Origin of the sequence: Aminipila sp., assembly GCF_032051575.1 — a bacterium.
GTDB lineage: Bacteria > Bacillota > Clostridia > Peptostreptococcales > Anaerovoracaceae > Aminipila.
Map to the genome: position 1 here is coordinate 74,108 of NZ_DAMBYD010000013.1, position 25,258 is coordinate 99,365.

Sequence of the window (25,258 nt, forward strand, 5' to 3'; positions counted from 1 at the left end):
TTACACCTCTTCGAAAATTATTTAGTTGACTTACGAACAATTAATTCAGTCGGAAGTAATAAGGTATTTTCTTGAACTAAATCTTCTTTATTTTCATATTTTATTCTGTCCAGTCTCATTTTTTCTATGTTCTTAATAAGTAATTCTGCAGCCTTATATCCCATCTCATAATTCGGTTGTTTTATTGTAGTAAGAGGCGGCTCGACCAAGCTGGCTAGATATATGTCATCAAATCCTACAATTCCTACATCCCCAGGAACATTTAATCCACGCTCTTTTAATTTCTTGATCGCACCAATAGCAATTAAATCATTACCGCAGAAAATACCATCAATCGGTTCATTTTCATTAAGAAGCTGCTCAACAGCTTCTATACCCCACTGCATCTTGTATTCTCCAACTTTTATAAAGCTATTTTTTACGGTTATATTTCGGTCTGCAAGAGCCCGATTATATCCTTCAAGCCTGCCTATTGCAGTGGCCGTAGTTATAGAACCTGCGATGTACGCAATATTTTTATATCCTCTGTTCAGTAAATAAGAAGTTGCCATATATGCCCCTTCTTTATTCTCAACGATTACTCTGCCTATAACATTTCTATTATCATAATCTCGGTCTATTAAGATGATGGGAACCTTACACTTATCTAAGCTGTCAAATCCCATCTGTCTGTCTGAAGAATGGGCAAAAATAATACCATCAACCATTTTTTCTGTCAAAACCTTAATATACTTATCTTCTCTTTTAATCTTATCATCTGTGTTACAATATATAACGCTATAACCAAATTCACTGGCCTTATCCTCCACGCCCCTTGCTATTTCAGGGAAAAATGGATTCACTATATCGGGAATTACTAATCCAATTGTACGAGTCTGTTTAGTAATCAGGCTTCTTGCCATCGTATTTGGTGTATAATTATATTTTTGTGCAATATACAAGATTTTTTCTCTCGTAGCCTCACTAATTTTCTTATCTTTTTTATTTAATACCATAGAAACTGTAGCTATGGAAACCTTTGCTTCTGCTGCAATTTCTTTTATTGTAATGCTTTTTTTCATGTCCATATCCTTCTTTTTATATTAGTTAAACGTTTAACCAACTTTACACATACATTTTACTGTAAATAATTCATGGTGTCAATGTATTAAATGTCAATACAATCCAATGAAAAATGTGGCTTCGCCACTCCGTTAGGGACCCCCTTGGTTCTCTTCGGCTCTCATTTTATTCGCTGAACACCCTCCTTTATGGGCAAAGAGGCTTCCGCCCAATGCCTTTTTTCCACAGCTTTAGCTGTATTGGAAAAACGGACAGCGAAATGAGCTTTGCGAATGAAGGTGCACTTTCTTATTTTATTTAATAGGAAAATCCAACGATATTTTCTATTAAATAAAAAAAGAGCTGTCTCATTTTTGAGACAGACTCTTTTATATTATTGTGAGCAGTTTATAATTCAGCTAATTTTTTATAACTGTCAAATAGTGTTATATATAGTTCTTTATATAATTTGTAGTATTTCTGATATTCAGCACTATTTGCTTTCACTGGCTCATGTATAGATTTCTTTATTATAAATTTTTTACAAGTTTCTTCTAAGTCTTTATATACACCTGCACCAACTCCAGCTAGTATAGCAGCACCTAAAGCACCGCCCTGTTCAGCCTTTATAGTGCTTACTGGGCACTGATACATGTCAGCAAACATTTGTCGCCAGAAATCACTCCTTGCTCCACCGCCACAAATCATCATTTTATTTATATTTACACCCATTTCTCTGAAAACATCCACGCACTCCAACTGAGAGTATGCAACACCTTCAAGGACAGCTCTAATTAAGTGCTTTCTTTCATGAATTGCTGAAAGGCCAAAAAATGTACCACGGCAATCCGGATCTGGGTGAGGTGAACGTTCACCCATTAAATATGGCAGATATATAAGCCTGTCAGCTCCAATAGGTGTTTGTGCCGCCATCTCAGTCATGATTTCATAAGGATCAATGGCCTTTTCTTTTGCTTCTGCTACCTCGCTGCTGCATACATTGTTTCTTAGCCATTGAAGTGAAAGTCCTGCTCCCTGAGTACAACTCATTACAGTCCATTTTCCTGGAACTGAAGCGCATAAAGTGTGTACACGTCCTTTTTTATCGATAGCCACCTTATCTGAAATGGCATATACAACACCAGAAGTACCTATAGTTGTAAAGGCACTGCCTTCAGATACGATTCCCGTACCAATAGCCGCAGCTGGATTGTCCCCAGCACCTCCAACTACTATAGTACCTGCCGCAAGTCCTGTCTCTGCTGCTGCCTCTTTATGAACTTCACCCGTTATATCAGGTGATTCATACATTTTTCCAAGTAGTTCTCTGTTTATACCCAAGGCGTCTAAAACTTCATCTGACCAGTTTCGCTTTGATACATCCATAAGCTGCATTCCTGATGCATCTGAAACTTCTGTTGCAAACTCACCAGTAAGTTTATATCGTATATAGTCTTTAGGCAATAGAATGTGAGCACACTGACTATATATTTCGGGTTCATTTTTCTTAACCCATAGAATCTTTGCTGCCGTAAATCCTGTCAATGCAGGATTTGCCGTAATGTCTATCAGTTTTTCTGGAGTCAAAATTCGATTCATATCTTCCACTTCGTTTCCAGTTCTCTGATCACACCAGATGATAGATTTTCGAAGTGGATTCCCCTTGGAGTCTAACATAACCAAGCCATGCATCTGGCCAGAAAGACCTATTCCCTTTATTTCTCTAGGATCAACCTTTGATTCTCTTATGACCGATTTAATTCCTGCTACTGTGGCTTCCCACCAATCATCTGGTTTTTGTTCTGCCCAGCCATTTTGCTCTTGATAAAGAGGGTATTCGCCAGTTTTAGAGCTTATGGTATTTGCATCTACATCAAATAAAACGGTTTTTGTCCCTGAAGTTCCTATATCTATTCCCAATAAGTATTCCATAATTTTTACTCCGTAATCTTAATTACTGCTTTTACTACATTATCTTTATCATTTATAGCACATTCAAATGCTTCCTGAATATCATCAAAATCAAACTCATGCGTTACGATACCTGATACATCAATAATGCCGTCTGCTATAGCTGCTATAGCTTTTGGATAAACGTTACGATACCTGAATACAGATTCAATCTTCGCTTCTTTGGCCATAATCTTACCAAAGTTAAAGTTAATTTCAGGCTGTGCTGCTAACCCAACTAATACAATGGTTCCACCATTTTTTACTAAATAAGGTGTCTGTGCTATAGTAACCGGTGACCCTGCTGTTTCAATTACTTTTTCTAATCCCATACCGTTAGTTAATTTTTCTATTTCAGCAATTACATCAACATCTTTGCCATTTAAGACCCTAGTAGCTCCGAGTTTCTTTGCATATTCTAGTCGCTTAGGAATAACATCCACTACTGTAATGTCTGTTGCGCCATATGCTTTGCATGCAAGTAATGTAACAAGACCAATGCACCCAGCTCCAAGAATTATCACATGGTCACCCAGACTAATTTGTCCCTGTGATGCAGCATGCATACCCACTGATAAAGGCTCTACTAACGCACCTTCTTTGGTTGAAATGTTTTTAGGCAATTTAAAACACATGTTTTCTGGGAATGCAATGTAGTTTTCATAACAGCCCTGAACTGGTGGCGTTGCTAAAAATTGTACATCAGGACAAAGATTGTATCTTCCTGACTTACAAAATTCACACTGTCCACAAGTAATACCTGGTTCCAGTGCAACTTTATCGCCCACAGCTAACTTAGTCACACCACTGCCCACCTTAACTACAGTACCTGCGCATTCATGACCAAGCATAAATTCACCATCTACCACAAAGTCTCCACATCTGCCATCATGGAAATAATGGACATCGGACCCACAAATTCCCACATATTCAAGTTTTACTAGAACATCCTGTTCCCCAGTTTCAGGTACAGGAATTTCACGAATCTCCATTTTATTTAATTCTGTCATATAAGCTGCTCTATTTTTCATACGACCTATCCTTTCTTTGCTCTTATAACTGAAAAATTTCTAGCAGCTAAAGCTGCTGAAATTGCAGTAAGTTTCTACAAATTAGAAATTTGTGAAACTTTTGCATAAGTCTGTCACCTAATTACTCCGTAATTAGAACAGGCTAGTATCTATATGAGCCCTGCAGGACCACATCACAGATGTGGGCAGGACTTCAATTTAATAAAGATGCCTTAATTTAGTCTCAAGGCACCTTTAATATTAGTAATTAATTATTCAGTGATTAGACCTCTGTCTCTGTAGATCTTTACATATTCGCTTGCATTATCCTTTGTGATAAGTGGTGCATCAATGTCTGTATCAATCTGAGTTTCTTCACCAGTTAATAGCTTATGAACAGTTTCCATATTAAGCTTAGCAAGGTCAATAGCTGACTGTAAGCAAGTTGAAGTCATTTTACCCTGTTCAATAAGAAGACAAGCTTCTGCAGTACCATCTACACCATAAGATAAGATGTTTGCATAATCAGGATTATCTTTAACAACTTCTAAAGCACCTGCTGCCATGTTATCATTCATTGAAATAATAGCATCAATCTTACCCTGAGATGTAACCCAGTCTTCCATTAGCTGCATAGCTTCATCTTTATTCCAGTTTGCGAAATCTTCGCCGACAATCTTTACATCAGGTCTTGCTGCAAAGAATACTTCTTTCCAAGCTTTTAGTCTCTGGTCAGCATGGAAGTTACCTGAAGGGCCCTTAAGAACTACAACTCTGCCATTCTTAGGTACCTGTTTGATAGCAGCTTCAGCATTAACCTTTGCCTGTACATAAGGATCAGCGTCAACAGAAGAAGCGCCTTTGATGTTATCAATACGTGCATTTGTAGTAATAGCAATGATACCAGCATCAACAATCTGTTCTACATAAGGTCTCTGAGCTTCGCCATTGTTAGGCTGTACAATAATTGCATCAAAACCATTGGCTATAGCATTTTCGATTGCAGCATTTTCCTTTTCATCATCAGCCTGTCCATCAAAAACTTCAAGATCAATATCTTTGTACTCTTTTGCTGCTGCCTTCATTTCATTGGCAAGCCAAGCTGCAAAAGAGTCAGACTGAGCTCTTGCGATATAAGCTACTTTGTAAGTTTTGCCTTCCTTATCGTCCGTTTTAGGTTTAGAATCAGTGTTTCCACAGCCAACAAGTGTAGCAAGCAAAAGGGTTAAAACTAATAGAATGGATAAAATTTTCTTTTTCATAATGCTCTTTTCCTTTCTGTTTTACATTTATACTTAATAAATAAAATTGGAACCATAAAAAATTAATTCATTTTCTCTGTGTTTTTCTTTTCTTTATTTCCAAGAATAACCTTTACACTCTTTTTATTCTTAAACTTAAGGTCATATAATACTGCCGCCACAATGATACCACCCTTTACAACCTGTTGAACATATGAATCTACGCTTTGCAAGTTCATAATGTTGTTTAAACATCCAATAATGAAAGAACCCACTAATGTTCCCAGCGTAGTCCCAACACCACCAGAGAAACTTGTTCCACCTACGATGGCAGCTGTAAGCCCTTCCATTTCATACCCAACGGCACCGTTGGGAAGACCCGCATTAACACGAGACATAAATAAGATTCCTGCTATACCAACCAGAATTCCATTTATGATAAAGGCTTTATATTTTGATGAAATTACGTTGATACCTGACGCAATAGCTGCCTCTTCATTGCCTCCTATAGCGTAAAGTGAGCGTCCAAACTTAGTATGATTTAATACATACCAGATAATTATAGTAATTAATATTAAAAAAACTATTGGAATTGGTACGCTATCTAAAAATGTCATTTTTTCTAAAAATGGAACATCTGTAAGTTTTCCTTGTCCAAACACTTTATAATCACCAATTTGAAGAATATTCTGTCCTTGGGTATACATCAGAGCCAGCCCTCTGGCGGCCATAGTCATTGCCAAAGTAACAATAAATGCTGGCATCTTACAATTTGCCACAAAAAAAGCGTTAACAATATTACAAGCTACGGCTACCACTATGGCTACCAGAAATGCGCCCAACAGCGATCCTGTAGTTTTATAAAAGCTTACTGACAACACTCCAGAAAGTGCTAAAACAGCACCCGCAGACAAGTCCAACATACCGCTTATAATAAGTAACATCTCACCATAAGCCAATATGGTTGCAACAGCCAGCTGTCTACCTATATTGGTAAGATTCCCTGGGCTGAAAAAATTATCATTCATAGTCATCGAAATTAATATCATAACCAGCAATACAAAAAATATTGAATATTTCTGCATTATCTGGCTCGCACTGTCCTTTAGTCTCATTATTTTGCTTCCTCCCTTAACATGTTCCTGTAGCAAATTTCATGATTGCTTCCTGCGAGAACTGCTCCTTTTGAAGTTCTCCCTCAACCCTGCCCTGACACATAACGTATATACGATCACACATACCAATCAGTTCAGGTAATTCAGAAGATACCATTATAACGCCTTTGCCATTTTCAGCCATCTCAGTCATAAGTTTATATATTTCAAACTTTGCACCTACATCAATACCTCTCGTTGGTTCATCTAGAATCAGTATATCTGGATTTCTAAGCATCCATTTTGCTAAAAGTACTTTTTGCTGATTACCACCGGATAAAGACTGAATGGTTGTTTCTAAGGTAGGGGTTTTAACATTCATTTTATTAAAATAATTTCCCACTTGTTCTTTTTCTTTTTTTCTATGAGTATAGCCACCATATACAAACTGCTCTAGTGAAGACAAACTGGCATTCTCCATAACACTTCTGACTGGAACAATCCCATACCTTCTTCTATCCTCTGAAAGCATAATCATTCCATTTTTAATACTGCTGGCTACATTTTTAATGGTAACTTTTTTCCCAGATATAAAAATCTCACCAGAGGACATGCTGTCCAAGCCAAATAATGATCTCATCACTTCTGTTCTACCAGCTCCCACTAACCCAGCGAAGCCTATGATTTCACCACGATTTAATTGGAAAGATACATTTTCATAAAGATTATCACTGCATAAGCCCTTAACTTCCAAAAGCGTCTCACCTATTGTTAGATTTTTCTTAGGATAAACATTGTCCATCTTTCTTCCGACCATAAGAGCAATCACCTCATTTATATCAGTTTGCTCTGCCCTCATACTCTTTACAACAGTTCCATCTCTAAATACTGTTATATCATCCGCAATTTGAAAAACTTCATCTAGTTTATGGGATATGTAAATTATACTTACACCTTTTTCTTTTAAAATATCAATTTTCTTAAACAGTAATTCTACTTCCTTCTGCGTAATGGCAGATGTTGGTTCATCCATTACGATTACTTGTGCATCGTTAGAAATAGCTTTAATTATTTCAAGCATCTGTATATCAGAAACAGTTAAAGTTTTAAGTTTCTGATCTGGTTTATAATTTAGTCCTTCGTCCTTAAGGAACTTTAAAGTTCTTTGGCGTACTTCCTTCCATTTAACCTTACCGAATTTATTTACTGGAAGCCTTCCCAAAAATAAATTTTCTTCGACTGACATCTCAGGTACATAATTAAGTTCTTGAGCAATCATTGCAATCCCCAAGCTCTGTGCCTGTATAGGGTCCTTAACTTGCACAGGCTGTTCATCAATAAAAATCTGCCCTGCATCAGGCTTATAAATACCGTTTATGATTTTCATAAGTGTAGATTTTCCAGCTCCATTCTCTCCACAAAGAGCATGAACTGTACCTTTTCGAACAGAAAAATCTATTTTATCAAGAGCTTTAACTCCTGGAAAAGTTTTTTCAATTTGTGAAACTCTTAACTTAATTTCATCGCCCATGGCAAAACTCTCCTTTCTTACAATCTTCGACGGATATGTCAAATACTTTTGTATATCTACTTTACATAAGTTTTAAAAAAAGTATACACTCTACCGTTTTTCATGTCAATCTTTTAAACTAAATTTTCAAATATTATAGACATTATTTATTTTTTATATACTCATAATATAATCATCTAAGTAATGTAGTGCAGCCCCCACTGCTGATGCTTCAAACTTATAATTACATACTTTTACATAATTTCCACTTTTCTCAAACGGATTTCGGTTATTTACCAGTTCAGTAAGTTTTTCTACATGTTTTTCCATATGGCTTCCCACATATCCACCTAATACTACGTCGCAGTCAAATGTCATTCTTAAATTGCATACTAGTTGTGACAGATAATATAAATACTCATCAAAAGTCTTTAAACAAACTGGGTCATGATCTTCTACCTTACTAAAGAATTCAATAAGATTTCCCTCTGTTAAATCGGATAGAATCTTTGCATTGCAATATGCATCAGCACATCCCTTCTGCCCACAATAACAAGCTTTGCCTTCAGGAACTAAGGTTATATGTCCAAATTCTCCACTTCGCTGATTCATTCCACTATATGCACTTTGCGAATACATAATAGCGCCTCCAACGCTGTTACTTAATGAAACATATACAATCGGCTCTTGAGAATCTCTTCGCCAAAATTCTGCAAATCCCCCTGAATTTGCATCATTAAAAAACTCTAATTTATATTTAATATATTTTGACATTCGATTGTATAAATCTTCTGGAGCAGGCAGTATCGTTAAGTATATAATACTCTTACCATCCTCCCCAATAATTGCAGGTAAAGATACACCAAGTCCCAATATTTTCTCTGGTTTTATATTGCTTTCTTCTACAAAATTGTCAATAATTTTACCCAGTCCTTCATAAAAGCTGTCTTCATTTTTAAACTCATATCTTATCCTGTTGCTATGCAAGATAGCTCCTTTTAAATCTACTAAAACTAAACTCACATGATTTCTTGTTATATCTAATCCTAAAGCAACCTTAAAGTCATCAACACTACAGATAACTCTTGCTTTTCTTCCTCCTGTTGATTCAAAAGTTCCATCCTCAGCAATTAAACCTCGTTCTTTTAGTTCTGTTAAATTCTGGCTTACTGTAGGCAGACTCAAATTCAAAATCCTGGTAATCTCCTGCTTAGATATACCTTCTGACTCATAAATTAATTTATATATGTTGTTACGATTTTTGCCTTTCATTAGCATCCTGTTTTCCATAATCTCTCCACTTTTCTAAAACACTTTTATAAAACTTCCGTATGCATTTTACCTTATATAATTTTTTATTTCAATAAAAAAGTGCAAATTACAAAATTGAGAATTTGTATTTGCACATATTGGCAGTTTGATAATCAAATCATCTGCCAAGAATTCATGTATTTTTGACATCTCAACCTGAGAGATATATAATGATATATACTTTTTACAATATATAATAAAGGGATTTAACAAAATGATTAATGTTAATAACGAAATTAAAATAAGAAAGCTTACCATAATAAAAGCTTCAGCAATAATCTTAATAAGCTTATTGCTTTTTTTCTTGGTATATAATAATTACAGCTTATACGATTCAACTATTGCAAAAGTAACCTCTGTAAAAGATAGCTTTTTATACAGCAAGGACTCCTCTTTAGGGAATACCGAAGATTATTATAGACAGGATATTACAGCTGAAATAAAAAATGGAACGTATAAAGGCCAATTGGTAACTCTTCAAAATACCTATGCTGAATCTTTAGTATACGACAATAAATACGCAGTTGGTACTTCACTTTTTATAGAAAAACTTGCAGAAAACAATCATAAACTGACTGCTACCATTACTGAAGTGAAACGAGATTATTATGTAGCCGGGGTTATTCTAATTCTTGTGGATTTACTTATTTTTGTAGGCGGTCTACAAGGCATTTTCACGATAATATGCCTTGCTGTAAATGTTTCACTACTTTATATAATGCTTCTCTTAAACACTTGGGGTATTAATATTTTCCTTCTTTCCTCCGTAATATCTATACTTTTCTCATGTATTGTATTATTTCTTATAAATGGGAAGAACAAAATTACTTTTATTGCCCTCTGTGCAACTTTAGCATCCATAGCATTTGTAACTCTGTTAGCCTATATTGTTATGAGATTTACCTCTGATATTGACTATGAATTTTTAGAATACCTAATCCATCCTTATGAACGCTCCGATGCAGATTTGCTTTTTCTTTCCGAAATTCTAATGGGTTGTGTTGGGGTAATTATAGATATTTCTGTAACCATTACCTCCTGTGCCTCAGAGCTTATAAAAAAAGATATCAATATAACCAGAGAAGCTTTAATTTCATCTTGCAGGGAATTAAGTGATGATATATCAGGCGCTATGATCAACGTAGTTTTTTTTACTAATGTGTCTTCCTGTATTCCTCTATTCGTCATTTCCATGCAAAATGAAATTGGATTTGCCACTGTTATTCGTTACAATGTATTTTTTGAAGTGGCCAGATTTTTAACCGGAAGCATCGGTATAGTTGCTGCTATACCTTTTTCTATATTAGCTGTTTACTTATCATACGGAAGGAGAATTCCCAAATGTTAATTGTTTTAGTTTTAGTGCTTATCGCATTAATTCTTTTAATTGGTGGTGATCGAACTGCAAAATCACTAATCACTTTAGGATTCAATGCCGTTATACTTTTATGTACTATCTTTGCTATAAATATTGGCTTAAATCCAGTTATTTCAACCATTATATCCTGTATTATTATCAGCCTTATAACCCTTTTTTATCAAAATGAAGTTAATATAAAAACTAAACTAGCTTTTTTTTCTGTCATAATTGTTATTGCCTTACTTTTCTTGGTGATATTCCGGATTACTTATATCTCGAACATTCAAGGGTTTCCTTTAGATCAGCTTTCTATACAGGACTCCAACGGATATTCGAGAAACATCAATAGAAATATGGTATATATTCAAATCTCGGTTGTACTAATGGTTTTTATAGGTGCAGTTATAGATACTGGACTTGCAGTCACATCAGCCCTTTATGCCGTTCATCAAAATAATCCAGATTTGTCAAAGGGAAAACTATTTCAGTCGGGCGTAGGAATCGGAAGAGATATATTAAGTTCAACCATAAATACTTTGTTTTTTATTTATATAGCAGAATATCTTACCCTTTTTATACAGTTTGTAAATGATTTTACTTTCGTCGAAATGATAAACTCAAAACAATTCTGCCAGGAATTTATATCAATTTCCCTAAGCGGCATGGGCTGTGTATTGATTATCCCTATTGCCGCCTTATTAGGAGCATGGTTTTACAAAGACCACTTGCCTCTTTTTGATTAAAATGTAGACAACTAAAGGAATTACAACTTTACTTGCTCTATTATTTTTATTATGCTATTATCAATCTAACCATAAGGAAAAATTTATATAGGAGTATTACATATATGAAAAAATTTGCTTTGTTCATTATATTAATTTTACTATCTACTTTAAATGCTGGCTGTAAAAATGGCAATGAGGAATTAGAGGATATGCAATTTAATGAAACCTGCGGTAATATTTATCAAACAGATTCTACTGAATCGAAAGATGAGGATAAGGGATATACTACAATAAGTGCTGATGAAGCCAAAGCAATTATGGATGAAAATCCCCATGTGGTTATCTTAGATGTACGTACACAAGAAGAATATGATCAAAAGCATATTCCTGATTCAATTCTTATACCTAATGAAACCATTAATGAAGAAACGGTTTCTGGGCTTGGATTAACTTCAGATTCTGCTATTTTAATTTATTGCAGAAGTGGCAACCGTAGTAAAGAAGCTGCTTCAAAACTAGTTAAGTTAGGATACTCCAATCTATTTGATTTTGGTGGCATCAAAGACTGGCCATATGAAACCGAATAAAATTGCATAAAAAAAGAAGCCGTTGTATACAATCGGCTTCTTTTTTTATTTATTATTAAAATTGAGAATACACATATCTTGGTGCAGTAGATAAATTTGCATTCATAAGATATAGGTATATAATCATCATTAAAGTATAAAAAACTAGTACCCAGCCAATCGACTTACTTAGCTGGCTGCTCTTTATCTTCATTATAATAGTTGTAAAGAACTTCATTGACTGTTACCCATCCTTTCCCTCCAAGATGTATGCTATCTTCGAAGAAATATTTAGTATATTCCTCATCGGATAAATCTACTAATTTTACTCCATACTCTTGAGTAATTGTTCGTATATTATCATAGTATTTTGTTCTGGTATCAGCTGGGAACCCTGTATAATCAAACCAGTATCCATTGACAGGAAGTGCCACAATTAAGGGTTCTATGTCCATCTGCTTGCAAATATCTAAAAAACATCTGAAATCATCATATTCAATAGAGTTTGCATAGCAATTTTTTACAGGTTTTTTCTTTGGACATACTCCACTCTTTAACCTATATTCTACTTTCATATATCCCCTTGGTGTCATATAAAAAGGATTTGTATTATTTTTTTCACCTTGCTCCTCTGCCTTAACCATATAATTTTTCCAGTCAATACTTCGGTCTTGGTTCCCTTGATTTTGATTTGCCTTCAAGTTTGCCAGCTTAGCTTGTAAAATAACTCCTTGGCGTTCTTTTTCCATTAGAAACTGTTTATACACATTGTAACTTAAATCATCCATAAGAGAAGTGCGTTCACCCATCAATACACGATTATATATATTAACACGATTGAGTGTCCCTTGATCAACCTGCAGCAGCTTATTCGTTCTCTCTTTTATATAATCCTTTGTTTCAGGTGATAAATTATCATTTTTTAACATTCCAAGGTAACTACTTTCAGAAAATCGAGATGCAAAAGCTGTATCAACAACTCCTTTCTTTCTAAACCATGTAGGCGAAAGTAATAGTACAACCTTTTTAGACTGAATGCTTTCACCTATAGATGCAAGCGTAATAGCATGCTCCAGACTTTGATAATACCCTGCTCCAATCAGCATAGGATTAAATTCAAAATCCTTAAACATGGCTTTAGGGTGATATATAGTTTTCTGCCCATGCTGAAATTCAGAAGACCCAAATACAACTATGGAACTTTCATTTAAATTAGCTTTAATTGCATCTGGAGAATTGAATTTTACCTTATTTGACCATGTACTAAAAGCATTATTATCTAAAGATAAAGCTTGCATACTATACATATGAAAACCACCTACCGTAAAGCCAAACAAAATTAACGCAACGATAAAGGCCTTTACTTTTTTCACTGTTTTATCCCCTTGTTTCTATTATTTCTATAATTTTAGCAGGTGTATTTAAATCTGACCTTTGGAATTCGGATGGAGATAAAATAATTCCAAACTCTTCCTCTATTAGTGCCAATAGTTCTGCAAATGCCAAAGAATCTAGCAAATCAGTTTTCAATAAATCAATATTTAAGTCTTCTTTTACAATATCATCTTCACAAATTTCCGCTAACATATCTAAAATTCTTTCTTTCATTCTAATGTCCTCCTAAATTTAAAATTTCCACAAATCTTCCGGAAAAGATCAGGAATCCAAACATAACAAGCTGCAATGTAATAAACCAAGATAAAATCTGATAGCCTTTCTTATCTTTATTCTTTTTATATAACTTTGATTTTTTCTGATATATTTCTGTAATGGCTAAAAGTACACCATGATACAGTCCATATAAGAGATATGACAGCGTTAATCCATGCCACATACCCATAATAAACATATTTACTATAAATCCTGCAGAGGCCCTTTGGAGCCTAGAATCAAACCATTTTTTCTTTACGCATTTCATAATAAAACGTGAAAATATAAAATCTCTAAACCAATAAGACAAAGTAATGTGCCATCGATCCCAGAAATCCCTCATATCCTTTGCTATGAAAGGTTTTCTAAAGTTATCTGGTGTCTGTATTCCCAAAATATAGCTGGTTCCTACAGCCATCAAACTATATCCTGCAAAGTCGAAGAATAAATAAAATCCATACATATAGGCATATCCAACAGCAAAATACCACTGCTGTCCATCAAAGAACCCCATTATTTTATAAAATTGTACTGCTAAAATTAATTTATATATAAGCCCTAATAAAATCTTAAATATACCGGTACCGACTAAATCTAAATATTCCTCTCGCTCATATACCTTTGTCCAATCCTCATGGAATCTTCTGCTTCTATCAATAGGTCCGCAGCTCAAAGCTGGAAAAAACAGTATAAAACCGGAAAACTCTAAAATCGGAACATCTGAAATAACTCCATCATAAATTTCTATAATCATTTGTACTGTTTTAAAAGTTAAATAAGAAATCCCTAAAATTCCGAAAACATTTAATTCAAATAAGGAACAGCATTTATTAAGAACAAGTGGTAAAATACTTAAACAAACAGCTGCATAATAAAGTTTTGCATTTCGTCCATACTTATTTCTTATAAATAAATATCCTTTTACAACCATCAGTTCTGCTAAGAAGAATCCCGTAAAACATAATAGCTGGTGTATATCACTTGCTAAAACCAGACAGATAAATATCAATGATATACATAATGTATAATGTTTTAATGGTTTTTGCATAATTCCAAGTGTAATTGCTGGAATCAATGCTACCACTAAACATATGTAAAACAAATATCCCCCATATAGTGTCACTTTGATAGTCCTCCCAAAAGTTTTCTATCGATTTTGCCATTATTATTTATAGGGAATTCATTTAAAAATACAAATTTTTTGGGTATCATGTAATCGGGGATGAATTGTTTTAGCTGCCTTTTCAATGCCAGCGCAGTGTCAAAAGGCTCAGTTATTTCACCGTTATATATTATATAAGCGGATAAGCTCTTAGTCTTGCCCTCTTTTATATTAGGTATAACCACCGCTTTTTCAATTCCTTTTAATTTTAAAAGATTATTTTCAATATCCTCAATTTCAATACGATAACCATGCAGTTTTATTTGTAAATCTATTCTTCCACTATAATGCAGCATTCCGTTATTTAAAAATCCTTCATCTCCTGTACGATATCCCCTTACTATATGCCCCTCTTCATTTACTTCAAAAAAAGCCTTTTTGGTCAATTCAGGAGATTTATAATACCCACTACTTACCGTATCCCCCAAAATAACAATTTCACCTTTCTCGCCATCAGGAACGTCTCCCCCCTCTTTATCCCTGATTTGTATAATAGTTCCAGGTCTTGGACTTCCCACTGGTAAAGGACTTACTGATGCACATAATTCCTCTGTAATGTCAACACTGGTCACCGCAACTGTTGATTCTGTTGGTCCATAGGTATTGATAATTTTGGATTGAGGAAATCTTTTTCGCAGTTTAGTTACCGTATCATTGGTAAGCGTTTCCCCGCAAAATAAGAAAGTGTCAAGTTCTGGCATCAATGCTCCATCAAACTGCTTGTCAGTTAAACAAATTTCTGCAAAAGATGGGGTAGAAACCCATATTCCAGCCTGTGAATCTCTTAGAGATTCCATTAAAAGACAATAATCACTTTGCACTGTCTTTGATAATGCCCACAAAGTTCCACCGCTGGCTAAACAAGTATATAAATCCATCACTGACAAATCAAAAGAGAATGGTGCCTGGTTTAAAAAACACTTTCCACGCTTTTTCTCTCGTGAGCTGCCAAGGCCTACCGACCAATCCAAATAATTATTCAAACAATTGGCAGTAATTTGTACCCCTTTTGGCTCCCCTGTACTCCCAGACGTAAAGATAATGTAAAATACCTCATCATTTTTTACCCATTTATCAGGAGAAATCCCTCTCGTCTGAAGCTCAATAATATTTTTTATCTCTTCTATATTAATCACCCTATTATACTGACATTGCAGTTTTTCAACAGCTAATGTAATTGGTGAATCCATTTTATTTAGTATCAATTGTGTACGTAAATCAGGAACTGAAACATCAATTGGGCAGTAAGCGCGTCCTGATTTTACACAAGCTAACATACAAATAAGCATATATACTGATTTGTGCCCATAAACTGCTATTGGTGATTTGTTTTCTCCACAAGTGTTGTCTAGATACGTTGCCAGATAATCCGATGCTAAATCTAATTCCTGATAAGTTATCTCCTCTTCACCTGATTTCATTGCATTTACAAGTGGCTGTGCACACGCATAATGCTTGACTTTCTCGAGTATATTCATTTCTGTTAGTTTCCCCCCTATAAAAATCTTTACTAAAAGTAGAATCCCATAGCCTTTTATTTTAATATATCGTTCAATTCTTAAGCTAATATTTACTAATTATTACGATTTCCTTAATTATTAAGTTTTTGATAATATTCCGTTATAATAAAGTTTTTAGCTTTCTTAGCTGCCGATTTAATTTATTTAAATCATCTATCCTTCTTGCCACTGTAATTGAATTTTTTTCTCTATACATAAGAATTAAGTTTAAAGTACGGTCTAGTTCATCGCAAAGCTGTTTTGCCTCCTTTAAGAATTTCTCTTTAAGATTCCCTATATTACCCTGCGAGTTATCAAACTTATAATTCTCCGCTACATTAAGTTCTGTAAGTTCATAATGATACTCCATGCCAAAAAGCTCAGATACAGATAAAGATAATTTCTGCTTCATTTCATTTAATTCAACTTCAAGCATATTGGATACAACAAAATATTTCTCATTGTTTGTTTCTTTATCTAGTTCAGAAGCAATATCAGTACTCTTCCTCTCTATCTCTGCAAGGCATTTTTTCATTTGGTTAAAGCTGTTATCCAATCTTCCAATTGGCATTTTTAATGCATTCCAATATAAATCTAACCTGGACATAGCACAGCTGATTATGTCCTTTAGTTTCATTCCTACAGAGTCTTCGAGGATTTCTTTTACTGATGTTTTACAATCACCTTGAATCTTATTTTTTAATTCTACTAAACCATCCCCATACTTGGCACTTACAGGGAACAACATGATATCTTCCACATCCATTAAGCTGCAAAGTAGTTTACGGCAATACTCCAGATATGCTGACAGTTCGTCTTCCTCCACATTATCGATTTTATTTACAGTAAAATAAAATTTAGCAGCATACTCCTTGGCATTTCGTAGGAAGTCAATTTCTATTTCATTGATAGGACTATCCACTGAAAGCATAAAAATAACAGCATCGCTTTCCTTTACAAATGCATATGCAGCATCTGAATTATGTTTATGTGCAGATCCTACACCTGGAGTATCTACAAAAGTAAGACCTTCTTTTAAGAAAGGTGCTTTTGTGTGTATAGTAACCGACGACACACAAAGCTTATTCCCAGGATTTTCCTGCTCATTTATATATTCTGAAAGTTCTTGGAAATCAATGGGTTTAATAATTCCATTGTCAAAATGTACTGCCACTGACTTTTCACCGTATTCTATTCTAGTCACCACAGAGGTTACCGGAACGATTCCTACAGGCAAAAGTTTTTCTTCTAAGATTGCATTTACAAGAGTACTTTTTCCTCTTTTAAACTGGCCTATTACAGAAACGGTTATGTCCTGTGACTCCAGTTTATCACGGAGCACCTTAACACGCGTCGCTTCCGCTCGGCAGATTTCAGAGGTATTTAATAATTCTTCTGCCTGCTTTGCTAAATCTATAATTGAAATGGTCATATTTCTAAATCTCCTATAATATAATGCTTATTTGTAGATATTTATCCTAGAATCTACGCTCTAAACTAATATTATAACATAACATATATTTACAAACAATGCCTTTAATGGTAACAACCATTGACATAATAAAGTATTTGCGATAAATTAAACATGTAAAATATTGTATTATAAATAGATACTTGCCTTCATATAAGGAGAGAAGAAAATGAATAATAACCAATTAAATGGCTATTTTAGCCGTTCTATACATAAAATTATATCTGATGTTGTAAGTAATACTTTTTCAAATCCTAAAGAAACAGCCTTTCTTCTAAAAACTCTTGCTTACAGTAAAACTGCTGCACAATACAGAAATAATTATGAGCAGCAGGGTAAACATATACCTGCTTTCTTAATTTCCAGTATAACACATTCCTGCAATCTTTTTTGTACAGGCTGTTATGCGCGAGGTAACGGGAACTGCCATGATGATAATAACGTTCCTATGCTTTCCGCAGATGAATGGTTAAATATTTTTGAGCAGGCTAAAAATTTAGGAATTATGTTTAATCTTTTAGCTGGAGGCGAACCTCTAATGAGATATGAAATAATAGAAGCCGCCTCCCAAGTACCCGAAATAATTTTTCCTATTTTCACAAATGGTACTCTCATAGATAAAAAATACATAAAATTATTGAATCAACATAGGAATCTTTTCCCTATAATCAGCATAGAGGGTTCACAAGAGTCTACAAATGCACGTAGAGGTCAAGGGTTATATGAAAAAATATTAAATGTAATGGAAATGCTAAAACAGAACAGGATTCTTTTCGGTGTATCGGTTACGGTTACAACAGAAAACTTAAGCGAAGTAACCGATAACAAATTCATTGAAACCTTACAGGAACTGGGCTGCTATGCCATTCTATTTATTGAATATGTACCCGTAGACCCCAGCACACAAAATCTTGCATTTTCTGCGGGTGAAAGACTTTGTTTAGAGCAATCACAAAATCAGCTTCGTGATGATTTTCCTTCCATTTTATTTCTATCCTTTCCAGGGGATGAAAATAAAATGGGCGGCTGCCTTGCTGCCGGCCGTGGGTTTTTTCATATTAACTGTTATGGTGATGCAGAAGCCTGCCCATTCTCCCCTTATTCTGATTGTAACTTGCAAAATCATTCTCTTCTTGAAGCCTTAGATTCACCATTTTTTCATCGCTTGCAGGACCATAAATTAGTTGGCAGTGAACATATTGGCGGCTGCGCACTGTTTGAAAAGGAGTCCCAAGTGAGAGAATTGCTGAACAAAACTATATAATCAAATATTAGAAAATCCCCTTATTACGAACTCCCCTCCTATCGGTTAGATTTTTGTCTAACTTTTGGGGGTTAGTTCAAGTAATAAGGGGATTTTAATTTTAGTGAATTGTATGCTTTATTTTATTTTATTCTTCATAACCATCTCATGCAATTTTTCCAAACCCTCAATAATAGTTTTTAATTCCTGTTCTGAAGCGCCGTTAAACAAATCTGTGAGAACTTGTTTTTTAATCTCAATCAAGTCACATTTTTCTAAAAAATCCGTTGATAGAAAAAGTCGTACGCTCCTACGGTCCTCTAAAGGAATCTCACGTGTAACATCCCCCTGGCTTACAAGCCGGTCAACTATACCAGAAACGGTACTTTTTGATAATGCCAATCTTTCACTTAACTCTTGAAGGTTAATTCCTGGGTTTTTATAAAGAATAAGAATTAAAAATAGCTGTGGTCCTGTGCATCCAAATTGTTTTGCTTTTTCAAATGAATACTCACTTAACTCTTTTTTTGTCGTTCTTAAAAGCCTCATAATAGTTTCAGAATAGCTAATCAATGATTGTTCTGAGTTATTATTTGTTCCCACACCTATTCTCCTAACATTTAAAAATTTCTTTTTGACCTTGCGCTTTCATCATAAATACCAAAGCAATGGCAACTAGTACTGTTACAGCTGTAAAAGCAATGGTATAGTTAATGGCATCAAGATAAGCTTGTTTTTGTATAACTCCCGCAATAGCAGATATGGCAGACATTTGCGAATCTGCTGATGTCATACCAGAAGACATATATATTCCTTGTACTTGTTTTATTGTATCAGCAACAGCTTGATTTGACAAGGTCACGTTCTCTGCTAATCTAGAATAGTTATTATTCATTTTAGTAGTCATTAATGTTGCTACAATGGTTACACTTATTGAGCTGAATATGTTTCTAAGCGTATTGGTAAGTGCAGATGCTTTTCCTGTTAAATGAAGCGGTACAGCATTCATTCCTACCGCATTAATTGGCATCATAGCAAGCCCCAATCCAATTCCTCTTATAAAGGAAATTGTCATAATCGTTAAGTTTGATGTATCTGAACTTAAGTAAGTAAGATGGTAAGAACCCCACAATAATATGAAAAGACCTGGTATTGTTACTACTTTTGCTCCAAACTTGTCGAATATAGCACCACTGATAGGCATGGTTATAGCAGCAGAAATAGCTGATGGCAGCATAATAATGCCGCATTGCATAGCCGATAAGCCTTTTACATTTTGAAGATATAATGGAAGTATATAACTTCCTCCCATCAATGCCATAACCAAGACACAGCTAATAATCTGGCTTAGTCCATAATCATAAAGTTTTAATACCCTTAAATCCAATAATGGATTTGTGTGGGTGAGTTCATTTATGACAAATAGAATTAAACTAAAAATCCCAATAGTAAGTAAAATAGGAAAATGAATTTCCTTCCAATTTATAGTAGACCACTTTCCTACTACATATAAAGTACATACAATTCCCACAACAGAAGTAATAAATCCTATAATATCGAAATTTCCCTCATAGGGTTTCTTATCCGTCTCTCTAAGTAAAAAGCATGCAAAAATAATTCCAAATATACCTATAGGCACGTTTATATAAAACAAAAGCCTCCAGTCTAAATTCGAGAGAATATATCCACCTAAAGTAGGACCCAGTGCCGGAGCGGCCATAGCAGCTACTCCCCAAATTCCTAAAGCTTTTCCTCTCTCTTCAACTGGAAAAATAGCATAAACAATAGACATTCCTACAGGACTCATAAGGCCCCCTCCTATTGCCTGTATCACACGGAAAACTATCATTGCACTGTTGCTCCATGCCATACCAGATAGTGCAGATCCCAGAGTGAACATAGAAAGTGCTATGACATATAGCTTCTTTATTCCAATGGTATCACTTAAAAATCCAGTTAGAGGCACTACAGCACCCATAGCAAGAGAGTAAGCCGTAACCACCCAGGTTATATCCGACAAAGTTACTCCAAAAACAGACATCATTTTAGGCAGGGCAAGATTAATCAGGCTGCTGCTTAAAACGCTCATAAAGGTTCCAATTAAAACTACAAACAGCGCAAGCCACTTATAAACGTCATCATGTTTATTCACTTGAACCCACCTCTTATCTAATATGAATCTTTACTACTGCATTTGTTCCAAGTAATAATCCGTTACAATTTTGTTTATCTTCAAATACTATTTTTACTGGCACTCTCTGCACTACTTTCGTAAATGTACCACTGGTTGATCCAGATAAAAGAGAAAAGGCTGAATTTGCGGCTTTTCCTACGGATTGGATTTTTCCATACATTTTATGACCATCAAATTCATCCACCGTAATTTCTACCCTTTGCCCAATTTTAAGCTTTGCAAGGTCATTTTCCTCTATATTGGCATTTATGTAAAGTTTAGCAGGGTCTACCATCATAATAAGGGTTTGCCCGGTTGATACCAGTTCTCCCGGTGTAACCTGCTTTTTTAAAACAAATCCGGAAATGGGAGCTCTTATTACAGACTGCTCTAAATTGGTGTCAGATAAGGTCCCCATTTCTTGACGTCCAATGATTTGATCTTTCTCTAAACTTTGTCCCTCTTCTACATCAAGTTCCAATAACTTCCCTGTCATTTGTGGGGAAACCTTTACAATATCCCCTGCAACCTTTGCATCTTCTGTGGTTACATAATAATTACTTTCATACCAGTAATAAGCGCCGATGCTACTTAAAACAACCAGCATCACAGCAACTACAGATAACATTAATACTTTTCTTTTTGATTCCATTTTGTATCACCAGCCTTATTTCTTTACTGCTATTTCTGCAAACATACCAACCTTAACAGCTGAATCATTCTCTAGCATATTCACCCTAACCAGAATGTTTTTATTTTGAGCATCTACTACAGGGTCAACCAAAGAAATTTCACCATTAAAAGTCTTATCTGGAATTTCTGATATCCGTATAATTACTTTCTGCCCCTGCTGAACTTCTCCTGATAATCTTGCAGGCAAATATGCACTTATATACGTCTTATCTGAATTTACTATGCTCATTAAGGTTGATCCTGCCGTTGCTACTTCTCCTAAGTTTATATTTTTAGCAGTCACAGTTCCTGAAACAGGTGAGACGATTACTCCATTTGAAGAAGTTGCATTTACTACATCTAATCCAGACTGCGCCTGCTTTATCTGTGCCTTTACCGTATTTAGTTGTTTCTCCGCATTCTCAAGAGCCTCTTTTGCCACAGCTCCCGCCTGATATAGCTGCAATGTTCTATCGTAGCTACTCTGCGCATTTTTTAAATTTACACTTGCTATATCTATAGCAGATTGTGCCTGATTTACTTGTGCAGGTACCTCTTGCATATCAATTCTTGCCAGTACGTCTCCTTTTTTTACAAAAGATCCAACGTCCACATTCAACTCAGCGATTTTTCCTGAACTTTTTATTGATACATCTGCACTTTCCATTGCTTCAACTTTTCCAGCCATAATATACGAGGGTCCACCTGACTCCTGATTAGAATATACATCCTGATTATTAATGGACTGACCAGCACTTGAATTTTTTACGCCCATAAACACCAATAAACCTATAAATAAAATAGCCAATACCACTGCCACAGTAATTTTTTTATGTTTTTTCATTTCTACACCTTCCTATGAAATTTTAGAACAGTTCGCTTTCGAACTGTTCTTGTCAATACTAAAACAAATTATGGAAAAAGTCAATAATAAAAATAAAAAAAGAGGGATTAAATCCCTCTTAACCTTTTATGGCATAACCCTATTTATATCTCTTGGAAACAGAGTTGATAATCTCACATTTTTCTGGTTTAGCAACTTGCTTGTAAACCGTTCATATAACAATTTTTCTTCCTCTGGCGCTCTATTCTAACTCTGTAAAACGCTTCAATACTGCTGCAACTTCTGCACGGGTTGCTACAGTATTAGGTGAAACCTTAGTACCGTTACTGGTTCCTGTTATGATACCTACGCTGCATGCCCAGTCAAACCCATCCCGTAGTTCAGGCGAAATTGCAAAAACATCAGCATAATTGTAAATTCCAGGGTATTTACCTTTCGTCACATCCATTTCTTTGTATTTTGCATATTTCCATAACATGTCAGTCAGTTGTTCACGGGTTACCGAATCATTAGGTGCAAATTTTTCATTACTATTCTTTAAAACAATTCCATTTGATAAAGCCCATTCCACCGCTGACTTATACCAGCTATTCCCTACATCTGCTGGTATTTCATAATCACCCGTTACCGCTGGCGTTCCTGCCATTTTGTAAAGCGTATACACCAGCATTGCACGAGTCATAGGAGTCTTTGGCTGGAAGGTATTGCTGCTGGTGCCATTCATTATTCCCTTTTCATATGCATACATTACATAATCAAAATACCATGCAGTTGAAGGCACATCAACAAATAGTGAATTTGCCTTGCCTGCCTCCATACTCAGTGTATTTGTAAAGAAATTAGGCAGCATATTAGTAGCAAACTTTACAGAACCTGTATCTTTATCATAAGTACAAGGCATCTTCTGAAGCTTTCCGGATTGATCCAGATAATAAAGGTTAAGTGAGTATGTCAATTGCCCTTCAGATGGGGTATATGGCATATTAATATTCATAGAATCTTTAAAGCCTTTTAATGTTACATCGCTTAATTTTACACCTATATCAAATCTAATTTCATACGTTCTAAAGAAAGGTGCTGAATAATGATTCAGATTAATTTTACCGATAATACCGCATTCTCCCCCAAGGCCTTTAAAATACCTACAATCTGTAAGATTATCAATGATGTCATTTACTGTGACATTATACTCTGAAGTTTTCAGCATATTTTCTAAATATGCATTTATTGTTTTTATCTGTTCATCACTTTGATAAAAATTGCTGGTAGACCATCCCTTTGAAGTTAGATAGTCATTGAATAAAGTTTTTCCTCCCCCTCGGATATAACTGATATCCTTTTCATAGGAAAAAATTAGTCCTTTTAAAAATGCAATATCGGCTTTATCACTGCTATTATCTCTACTATGTAAATATAAGTAACGAGAAATGCCGTTGCAAAGTGATATTCCTATGGAATTACCTACTGTTCCCCAGCTGCTGTAAGAAAGCAGCATGCTCATTTCACATTCTCTAATCATTCTGTATTCAAGGTTGCCGCTATATGCGCTTGGGGCTGAATTAATCACTATAGTTGGAATTCCCTTGGAAATATTGTTATTTATATAATCAATCATCTTGTTTATGTACTTTGAATTTAAAGTTGCCGTAGATGGAGAAGTTAAAACCACTATTTCCATATCGGCTTTTTCTTTATCTACCAGATTTACCCCAATACTTTTTAGATGTTTTTCAACATTCTCTTTTACCGTCTCCATATCATAAACTGAACCAGATCCAGAGCCTTCCGTATTTCCAAAATATACAGCTGATGCATTCACGTTATATCCATAATAATCAATCATTAGATTTAGTACAGCCATCATTCCCAACTCATCTGCCCCAGAATAAATTAGTCCTCGATTGCCCAATTTTTTCTGAATAAAGTTAACCTCATTGGTCTGTATGGTATTTTGAGGATTGGAATCATCAATACCAATGAAATATTTTATTTTCCCAGAAGGATCCACTGATAGCATGTAGTCTATTAGACTTAGTTTTCTTTCACGGGTTTTTAGAGAATTGCTTACCTCTGTAGCATACTTTGGATCTACAGTAATTTTTCTGCCATTTTCATCTCTTTTATAATCTGACACAATATTTTTTATAGTTAGATTTTTGTCCGTCAGTACATACCTAGGTGTAAGATTATATTGACGCAGATAATTATAAGTTTCTATTGTCGCCCCTTGATAACCCACAGTGCAAGATGCCAGGCGGGTAACTGTATCAACTATATAAACATGGTTATTCTGTGAAAGTTTGATAATAGCATCTATCATCTTATTCTCTTCATAACACTTGGTATTGTAGAGTGTTCGAGAATTTACTAGTCCTCCCGAAAGAAGCTGGTCAAGAGAAATTACAAAGTAATCAGTTTTCTTATCCATCTCCAGTATCCATTCTAGTAATTTTCCACTATCGCCATATGCTGTTCCATTTGAGTTAAGAGGCTGTCCATCCAGTCTGGTAGCATATAAATCTTCATTGGGCATCATAACATTAAATCCTGCCGACTCTGCTTCATAAATGACTCGATCCACATTTACTGGTCTGTTGTCTAGAGGCACATACGCTAAAATTGGTTCTGTTTCATTTGATTTTGCTGTATCTGCCAATGCATTTATGGTAACCCCCTGTACCATTGTTATTACCATTGAAATACAAAGTAATAAGCTCAAAATTTTTCTACTCATTT

At 35.0% G+C, this 25,258-nt stretch carries 21 protein-coding genes; 4 read left to right on the forward strand and 17 right to left on the reverse strand.

The genetic code is table 11. From position 1 onward, the window contains the following. Positions 1 to 17: 17 nt before the first annotated feature. The 7 genes from RTW14_RS16340 to RTW14_RS16370 form a co-directional block, all read right to left on the reverse strand. Positions 18 to 1,061 carry a LacI family DNA-binding transcriptional regulator gene (locus tag RTW14_RS16340; RefSeq protein ID WP_312653400.1) on the reverse strand — a complete coding sequence of 348 codons (1,044 nt, stop codon included), beginning with the start codon at positions 1,059 to 1,061 and terminating at the stop codon, positions 18 to 20. 388 nt (positions 1,062 to 1,449) lie between these two features. Beyond that, positions 1,450 to 2,973 carry a xylulokinase gene (xylB, locus tag RTW14_RS16345; protein ID WP_312653402.1) on the reverse strand — a complete coding sequence of 508 codons (1,524 nt, stop codon included), beginning with the start codon at positions 2,971 to 2,973 and terminating at the stop codon, positions 1,450 to 1,452. Positions 2,974 to 2,978: 5 nt separating this feature from the next. Beyond that, positions 2,979 to 4,022 carry an NAD(P)-dependent alcohol dehydrogenase gene (locus RTW14_RS16350; protein WP_312653404.1) on the reverse strand — a complete coding sequence of 348 codons (1,044 nt, stop codon included), beginning with the start codon at positions 4,020 to 4,022 and terminating at the stop codon, positions 2,979 to 2,981. A gap of 251 nt (positions 4,023 to 4,273) precedes the next feature. Next, positions 4,274 to 5,263, reverse strand: coding sequence for a sugar ABC transporter substrate-binding protein (locus RTW14_RS16355; protein ID WP_312653406.1), 990 nt, complete (start codon positions 5,261 to 5,263; stop codon positions 4,274 to 4,276). Between the two features lie 62 nt (positions 5,264 to 5,325). Continuing rightward, entirely contained in the window at positions 5,326 to 6,357 is a 1,032-nt protein-coding gene (locus RTW14_RS16360; protein WP_312653408.1) for an ABC transporter permease, read from the reverse strand. A 16-nt stretch (positions 6,358 to 6,373) separates the two neighbouring features. Next, a complete protein-coding gene (locus tag RTW14_RS16365) occupies positions 6,374 to 7,867 on the reverse strand; it encodes a sugar ABC transporter ATP-binding protein (RefSeq protein WP_312653410.1) in 1,494 nt (497 codons plus the stop codon). A 153-nt stretch (positions 7,868 to 8,020) separates the two neighbouring features. Continuing rightward, entirely contained in the window at positions 8,021 to 9,136 is a 1,116-nt protein-coding gene (locus RTW14_RS16370; protein WP_312653412.1) for an ROK family transcriptional regulator, read from the reverse strand. Positions 9,137 to 9,371: 235 nt separating this feature from the next. Between RTW14_RS16370 and RTW14_RS16375 the strand changes: the two genes are divergently transcribed. From RTW14_RS16375 to RTW14_RS16385, 3 genes are all read left to right on the forward strand, one after another. Beyond that, positions 9,372 to 10,505 carry a YibE/F family protein gene (locus RTW14_RS16375; protein WP_312653414.1) on the forward strand — a complete coding sequence of 378 codons (1,134 nt, stop codon included), beginning with the start codon at positions 9,372 to 9,374 and terminating at the stop codon, positions 10,503 to 10,505. After that, on the forward strand, positions 10,499 to 11,260 hold the full coding sequence (locus RTW14_RS16380) for a YibE/F family protein (protein WP_312653416.1): 762 nt from the start codon (positions 10,499 to 10,501) through the stop codon (positions 11,258 to 11,260). The genes RTW14_RS16375 and RTW14_RS16380 overlap by 7 nt, the downstream gene beginning before the upstream one ends. Positions 11,261 to 11,364: 104 nt before the next feature. Continuing rightward, positions 11,365 to 11,829: a rhodanese-like domain-containing protein gene (locus RTW14_RS16385; protein WP_312653418.1), complete on the forward strand. Its 465-nt coding sequence runs from the start codon at positions 11,365 to 11,367 to the stop codon at positions 11,827 to 11,829. A 164-nt stretch (positions 11,830 to 11,993) separates the two neighbouring features. Here RTW14_RS16385 and dltD read toward each other — a convergent pair whose 3' ends face one another. From dltD to RTW14_RS16410, 5 genes are all read right to left on the reverse strand, one after another. Then, positions 11,994 to 13,181: a D-alanyl-lipoteichoic acid biosynthesis protein DltD gene (dltD, locus tag RTW14_RS16390; RefSeq protein WP_312653420.1), complete on the reverse strand. Its 1,188-nt coding sequence runs from the start codon at positions 13,179 to 13,181 to the stop codon at positions 11,994 to 11,996. 4 nt (positions 13,182 to 13,185) lie between these two features. After that, on the reverse strand, positions 13,186 to 13,416 hold the full coding sequence (gene dltC / locus RTW14_RS16395) for a D-alanine--poly(phosphoribitol) ligase subunit DltC (protein WP_312653422.1): 231 nt from the start codon (positions 13,414 to 13,416) through the stop codon (positions 13,186 to 13,188). 1 nt (position 13,417) lies between these two features. After that, positions 13,418 to 14,581 carry a D-alanyl-lipoteichoic acid biosynthesis protein DltB gene (gene dltB / locus RTW14_RS16400; RefSeq protein ID WP_312653424.1) on the reverse strand — a complete coding sequence of 388 codons (1,164 nt, stop codon included), beginning with the start codon at positions 14,579 to 14,581 and terminating at the stop codon, positions 13,418 to 13,420. Beyond that, positions 14,578 to 16,098, reverse strand: a complete 1,521-nt coding sequence (gene dltA / locus RTW14_RS16405) for a D-alanine--poly(phosphoribitol) ligase subunit DltA (protein ID WP_312653426.1) — start codon at positions 16,096 to 16,098, stop codon at positions 14,578 to 14,580. The genes dltB and dltA overlap by 4 nt, the downstream gene beginning before the upstream one ends. A gap of 142 nt (positions 16,099 to 16,240) precedes the next feature. Then, positions 16,241 to 17,551, reverse strand: a complete 1,311-nt coding sequence (locus RTW14_RS16410; RefSeq protein ID WP_312653428.1) for a dynamin family protein — start codon at positions 17,549 to 17,551, stop codon at positions 16,241 to 16,243. A gap of 208 nt (positions 17,552 to 17,759) precedes the next feature. Here RTW14_RS16410 and RTW14_RS16415 point away from each other — a divergent pair, with 208 nt between their 5' ends. Further along, complete coding sequence (locus tag RTW14_RS16415; RefSeq protein WP_312653430.1) at positions 17,760 to 18,854, forward strand: radical SAM/SPASM domain-containing protein; 1,095 nt, start codon at positions 17,760 to 17,762, stop codon at positions 18,852 to 18,854. Between the two features lie 117 nt (positions 18,855 to 18,971). Here the strand turns inward: RTW14_RS16415 and RTW14_RS16420 are convergent, their stop codons facing one another. The 5 genes from RTW14_RS16420 to RTW14_RS16440 form a co-directional block, all read right to left on the reverse strand. Further along, positions 18,972 to 19,436, reverse strand: a complete 465-nt coding sequence (locus tag RTW14_RS16420; protein WP_312653432.1) for a MarR family winged helix-turn-helix transcriptional regulator — start codon at positions 19,434 to 19,436, stop codon at positions 18,972 to 18,974. A 10-nt stretch (positions 19,437 to 19,446) separates the two neighbouring features. Continuing rightward, positions 19,447 to 20,985: a DHA2 family efflux MFS transporter permease subunit gene (locus RTW14_RS16425; protein ID WP_312653434.1), complete on the reverse strand. Its 1,539-nt coding sequence runs from the start codon at positions 20,983 to 20,985 to the stop codon at positions 19,447 to 19,449. Between the two features lie 13 nt (positions 20,986 to 20,998). Then, on the reverse strand, positions 20,999 to 21,658 hold the full coding sequence (locus RTW14_RS16430) for an efflux RND transporter periplasmic adaptor subunit (protein ID WP_312653436.1): 660 nt from the start codon (positions 21,656 to 21,658) through the stop codon (positions 20,999 to 21,001). A 15-nt stretch (positions 21,659 to 21,673) separates the two neighbouring features. After that, positions 21,674 to 22,522 carry an efflux RND transporter periplasmic adaptor subunit gene (locus tag RTW14_RS16435; protein ID WP_312653438.1) on the reverse strand — a complete coding sequence of 283 codons (849 nt, stop codon included), beginning with the start codon at positions 22,520 to 22,522 and terminating at the stop codon, positions 21,674 to 21,676. A gap of 241 nt (positions 22,523 to 22,763) precedes the next feature. Then, positions 22,764 to 25,256 carry a DUF4127 family protein gene (locus tag RTW14_RS16440; RefSeq protein ID WP_312653440.1) on the reverse strand — a complete coding sequence of 831 codons (2,493 nt, stop codon included), beginning with the start codon at positions 25,254 to 25,256 and terminating at the stop codon, positions 22,764 to 22,766. Positions 25,257 to 25,258 lie beyond the last annotated feature (2 nt).

What these genes read in the sequence shown, in the direction of transcription:
- RTW14_RS16340 (WP_312653400.1), bottom strand. Translation starts at nt 1,061, where the DNA reads ATGAAAAAAAGCATTACAATAAAAGAAATTGCAGCAGAAGCAAAGGTT.
- xylB (WP_312653402.1), bottom strand. Translation starts at nt 2,973, where the DNA reads ATGGAATACTTATTGGGAATAGATATAGGAACTTCAGGGACAAAAACC.
- RTW14_RS16350 (WP_312653404.1), bottom strand. Translation starts at nt 4,022, where the DNA reads ATGAAAAATAGAGCAGCTTATATGACAGAATTAAATAAAATGGAGATT.
- RTW14_RS16355 (WP_312653406.1), bottom strand. Translation starts at nt 5,263, where the DNA reads ATGAAAAAGAAAATTTTATCCATTCTATTAGTTTTAACCCTTTTGCTT.
- RTW14_RS16360 (WP_312653408.1), bottom strand. Translation starts at nt 6,357, where the DNA reads ATGAGACTAAAGGACAGTGCGAGCCAGATAATGCAGAAATATTCAATA.
- RTW14_RS16365 (WP_312653410.1), bottom strand. Translation starts at nt 7,867, where the DNA reads ATGGGCGATGAAATTAAGTTAAGAGTTTCACAAATTGAAAAAACTTTT.
- RTW14_RS16370 (WP_312653412.1), bottom strand. Translation starts at nt 9,136, where the DNA reads ATGGAAAACAGGATGCTAATGAAAGGCAAAAATCGTAACAACATATAT.
- RTW14_RS16375 (WP_312653414.1), top strand. Translation starts at nt 9,372, where the DNA reads ATGATTAATGTTAATAACGAAATTAAAATAAGAAAGCTTACCATAATA.
- RTW14_RS16380 (WP_312653416.1), top strand. Translation starts at nt 10,499, where the DNA reads ATGTTAATTGTTTTAGTTTTAGTGCTTATCGCATTAATTCTTTTAATT.
- RTW14_RS16385 (WP_312653418.1), top strand. Translation starts at nt 11,365, where the DNA reads ATGAAAAAATTTGCTTTGTTCATTATATTAATTTTACTATCTACTTTA.
- dltC (WP_312653422.1), bottom strand. Translation starts at nt 13,416, where the DNA reads ATGAAAGAAAGAATTTTAGATATGTTAGCGGAAATTTGTGAAGATGAT.
- dltA (WP_312653426.1), bottom strand. Translation starts at nt 16,098, where the DNA reads ATGAATATACTCGAGAAAGTCAAGCATTATGCGTGTGCACAGCCACTT.
- RTW14_RS16410 (WP_312653428.1), bottom strand. Translation starts at nt 17,551, where the DNA reads ATGACCATTTCAATTATAGATTTAGCAAAGCAGGCAGAAGAATTATTA.
- RTW14_RS16415 (WP_312653430.1), top strand. Translation starts at nt 17,760, where the DNA reads ATGAATAATAACCAATTAAATGGCTATTTTAGCCGTTCTATACATAAA.
- RTW14_RS16430 (WP_312653436.1), bottom strand. Translation starts at nt 21,658, where the DNA reads ATGGAATCAAAAAGAAAAGTATTAATGTTATCTGTAGTTGCTGTGATG.
- RTW14_RS16435 (WP_312653438.1), bottom strand. Translation starts at nt 22,522, where the DNA reads ATGAAAAAACATAAAAAAATTACTGTGGCAGTGGTATTGGCTATTTTA.
- RTW14_RS16440 (WP_312653440.1), bottom strand. Translation starts at nt 25,256, where the DNA reads ATGAGTAGAAAAATTTTGAGCTTATTACTTTGTATTTCAATGGTAATA.